This window comes from Streptomyces sp. NPDC002754 (genome assembly GCF_053592315.1).
The window spans coordinates 1-4,798 of record NZ_JBSFVM010000076.1; the positions used below are offsets into that span (position 1 = coordinate 1).

The window sequence follows — 4,798 nt, forward strand, 5'->3', positions numbered from 1 at the left end:
CCCGACGCCCCACATGACTCGCCACCGCAGGACGCGCCCGATCCGCAGGCAGCACCAGTTCCTCCGGCGCCCCGGCCAACTCCTGCCGCCAGTAGTCGACTTGCTCCGACAACAGGCTACCCGGGTCAGACTCCTCCCCCAGCAACTCCCGCTGCCACAACGCATAATCCGCGTACTGCACCGGCAATGCCGCGAACACCGGAACCTCACCCTGCGTCCGCGCCCGATACGCCACCGACAGGTCCCGCGCCAACGGGCCGCGGGACCACCCGTCGCTGGCGATGTGATGCACCACTACGACCAACACCCGCTCATCCGGCCCGGCCTCGAACAGCCACGCCCGAATCGGCAACTCCGCAGCCAGGTCGAAGGCGTACCGTGCCGCCTGCGCAATCGCCTCGCCCAGGTCCTCGGGCGCCACCCGCGACACATCGAGGTTCCAGTCCAGTTTCCGCGGGTCGAGGATCCGCTGGTACGGCTCGCCGTCCACCGCCGGGAACACCGTGCGCAGCGACTCGTGCCGGGCGATCACATCACGCAGTGCCGCACCCAGAGCGGCGACATCCACGTCGCCACCCAGCCGTATCGTCGTGGGCAAGTTGTACGTCGGGCTCGATCCCTCCAGCTGGGCCAGGAACCACAACCGCCGCTGCGCGAACGACAACGGAATCCGCTCCGGCCTGGTCGCCGCGGCCCGCAAGGGCTGCCGTGTCGACTCCGACCCAAGGCCCGCAATACGCGCGGCCAACCCGGCCACGGTAGGTGCCTCGAACAGCGCGCGCAGCGGCAGCTCCACACCGAGTACGACACGGATCCGCGAGATCAGCCGTACCGCGAGCAGCGAATGGCCACCGAGCTCGAAGAAGCCGTCGTCCACCCCGACCGACCCCAGGCCCAGGACCTGCGCGAAGGCGGTGCACAGGAGCTCTTCCTGCACGGTCGCCGGCGCCCTTCCGGCCCCGGCGGTGTAGTCGGGGGCGGGCAGGGCCTTGCGGTCCAGCTTGCCGTTGGCGGTCAGCGGCAGCGCATCCAGCGTGACGAACGCGGCCGGGACCATGTGCTCGGGCAGCCGGCCCGCCACGAAGCCGCGCAGGTCACCGGTGTCCACGCCGCCATCGGTGTCCACGGGTACCACGTAGGCGACCAGGCGCTTGTCTCCCGGAGTGTCCTCACGCGCGACCACCGCGACCTGAGACACCCCCGGATGCACCGACAGGGCAGCCTCGATCTCACCGGGCTCGATCCGGAAACCACGCACCTTCACCTGATCGTCCGCCCGACCGGCGAACACCAACTGCCCATCCACCGTCCACTTGGCCAGATCGCCGGTGCGGTACATGCGCTCCCCGGAACCGGCCGGGAAGGGGCAGGCCACGAACCGCTCGCCGGTCAGACCCGCACGGCCCACATACCCACGCGCCAGCCCGGCACCCGCCACATACAGCTCCCCGGACACCCCCACCGGCACCGGCCGCAGCGCCCCATCGAGCACGAACAGGCGGGTGTTGGCGATCGGCGTACCGATCGGCACCACTCCGGCAACCACACCGCCCGTGGTCAGCTCGCCCGTCGCCACCCCGACCGTGGTCTCCGTCGGCCCGTAGTGGTTGAACACCTTCCGATCACCAGCGGCAGCGGCCCGCACCAGCTCCGCCGTCCACTCGACCGGCGCCGCCTCGCCACCGAGCACCACCGACCCGGCCGGCAGCAACGCCTCGACACCCACCGCGGCCGTCAACGCCGCCAGATGCGACGGCACCACCTTCATCGCATCAATCCGCTGCTCCCGCAGATACCCGGACACCGCAACCGGATCCGTCACCAACTCCGCGTCCAGCACGTGCAGTTGCCCGCTGGAGACCAGGCTGCTGAACACCACGGTGTTACCCAGGTCGGTCACCTGCGCCTGCAACAGCGCATACCGCGCCCCCGGCACATCCCAGCCCAACCGCCCCGACACCGACGACACATAGTTGGCCAGCGACCCATGCGTCACCGCCACACCCTTCGGCACCCCCGACGACCCCGACGTATAGATCACGTACGCCAACCCGGCGGCATCCACGACGGGCGGTGTCACCGTCTCCGCGTCCGGGGCGTTCCACCATTCGTCGATCCACGCCACCGGCACACCCGCCGCCTCGAACGACAGCTCCGCACCGATCTCGCGATCCGCGAGGACGATCCTCGCGGCGCAATCGGTGAGCATGAACTGCAAGCGTTCCAGCGGGAGTTGCGCGTCAAGCGGCAGATACGCGGCCCCTGCACGCCAGACGGCCAGAATCGCGGTGATCATCTGGGCGCCCTGTGGCAGGCAGAGCCCCACCACTGACTCCGGGCCCACGTGCACGTCGCGCAGTCGGCCCGCGAGCCTGTCGACGTTCGCGTTCAGTTGCGCGTAGGTGAGTGCGGCCCCGTCGGCGACCATGGCCACCGCGTCCGGGGAGAGCTCCACGCGTCGCAGGAAGAGCTCCAGAACACTTCGGTCCGGCATCGCTTCTGCCGTGGCATTCCACTGCTGGAGCACCATGTCGCGCTCGTCGTCGGCGAGCAGCTCCACCATGCGCACCTGAACGTCCGGTGTCTCGGTGACCGCCTCCAGCACCCGGACGAACCAGCCGGCCATCCGCTGCGCCGTCTCGGCGCGGAACAGGTCCGCCGACGCGTTCAACGCACCCCGCAGCCCCGCGGGACGCCCGTGCTCGTCGAACATCTCCGACAACGACAGGTCGAGGTCGAACCTCGCCGACGCTGTCGCGACGTCACCGGCTGCCGATCCTCCGGAACTGGCGATCGCCCCGGGCAACACCAGCGTCGCCCGGTCGACGTTCTGCACGGTCAGCATCACCTGGAACAGCGGGTGCCGGGCCAGCGAACGCGACGGTGCCAGCTCCTCCACCAGGCGTTCGAACGGCACGTCCTGATGGGCCAGCGCGTCCAGGTTCGCCTCCCGCACCCGCCCCAGGATCTGCCGGAACTCCGGGTCTCCCGACAGGTCCGTGCGGATCACCAGCGTGTTCACGAAGAATCCGACGAGATCGTCGAGCGCCTCGTCGGTGCGCCCCGCCACCGCCGCACCCACCGGGATGTCCGTTCCGGCCCCCAGCCGCGACAGCGTCACCGCGAGCGCGGCCTGCAGCACCATGAACACCGTCACGCCCTCGGCGCGCGCCAGTTCCACCACTCGCCGGTGCGCCGCCGCCGACACCTCCAAAGGCATCTGGTGACCGGTGTGGCCGGCCACTGCCGGGCGCGGCCGGTCCGTAGGCAGTGCGAGCTCCTCCGGCGCTCCTGCCAGCGCCGACCTCCAGTGGTCCACCTGCTGCGACAGGAGGCTTTCGGGGTCGGACTCCTCGCCCAGCAGCTCCCGGTGCCACGAGGCGTAGTCCGCGTACTGCACCGGCAGCGGCTCCCAGTCAGGGGCCTGCCCCGTCAGCCGCGCCGCGTACGCCGCGGAGATGTCCCGGCCCAGCGGTGCCATCGACCATCCGTCGCCGGCGATGTGGTGCACCACCACCACGAGCACCTGCTCGCTCCCCGACGCGAACAGCCATGCCCGGATGGGTACTTCCACCGACAAGTCGAACGCATACCGCGTCGCCTGCTCCACGGCCTCGGCCAGCCGACCGGGCTCCACCTGGAGCACGTCGAGTTCCCAGTCCAGGTCCTGCGGGTCGAGGATCCGCTGGTACGGCTCACCGTCGACGGCCGGGAAGACCGTGCGCAGCGACTCGTGCCGTCCGATGACATCCCGCAGTGCCGCACCCAGCGCGGCGGGTTCCACGTCGCCCGCCAACCGGACGACCGCGGGGAGGTTGTAGGTCGGGCTCGGCCCCTCCAACTGGGCCAGGAACCACAGCCGTTGCTGCGCGAACGACAACGGCACCCGATCCGGGCGCATCCCCGCCGCCCGCAACGGTGTCCGTGCCTGCCCCGCTTCGGCCAGGCGGGTGGCAAGACCGGCCACGGTCGGGACCTCGAACAAGGTCCTGACCTCGACCTCCACGCCGAGTACGACACGGATCCGCGAGATCAGCCGTACCGCGAGCAGTGAGTGGCCGCCCAGGTCGAAGAAGCCGTCCTCGACGCCGACCGACTCCAGACCCAGTACCTCGGCGAACACCCCGCACAGGATCTCTTCCTGCGCGGTCGAGGGTCCCCGCCCGGACCCAGCCGCACCGGCGTACGCGGGGGCCGGCAGGGCCTTGTGGTCGAGCTTGCCGTTGACCGTCAGTGGCAGCTCGGTCAGGGTGACGAACGCGGCGGGGACCATGTAGTCGGGCAACCGCGACGCGGCGAAGTCCCGTATGCCGTCGCCGATCGCTTCCGTGTCACCGTCGGCGGGGACGACGTAGGCGACCAGCCGCTTGTCACCGGGGATGTCCTCCCGTGCCAGCACCGCGGCCTGCGCCACCTCCGAGTGCGCCGACAGGACGGCCTCGATCTCACCGGGCTCGATGCGGAAGCCGCGAATCTTGACCTGTTCGTCGGTGCGCCCGACGAACACCAACTGCCCATCCGCCGTCCACCGCACCACGTCCCCGGTCCGGTACATCCGCTCACCCGCGGATCCGAACGGGCAGGCCACGAACCGCTCCCCCGTCAGCCCCGCACGGCCGACGTAGCCACGTGCCACGCCGGCTCCGGCCACGTACAGCTCGCCTGTCACACCGGCGGGAACGGGCGTGAGCGTCTCGTCGAGCACGTAAAGGTGTGTGTTGGCAGTCGGCGTGCCGATCGTCGGCGCGTCTCCCGGTGTCAGCGGCTGCGACATCGAGGCACAGACGGTGATCTCGGT

The 4,798-nt window shown here is 70.4% G+C and carries 1 protein-coding gene; it reads right to left on the reverse strand.

Annotated elements, in window-relative coordinates; translation table 11 throughout:
- Positions 1-4,762: amino acid adenylation domain-containing protein (locus ACWD2L_RS40770; protein WP_451193778.1), on the reverse strand; the 4,762-nt coding region annotated here is incomplete at its 3' end.
- Positions 4,763-4,798: the final 36 nt, after the last annotated feature.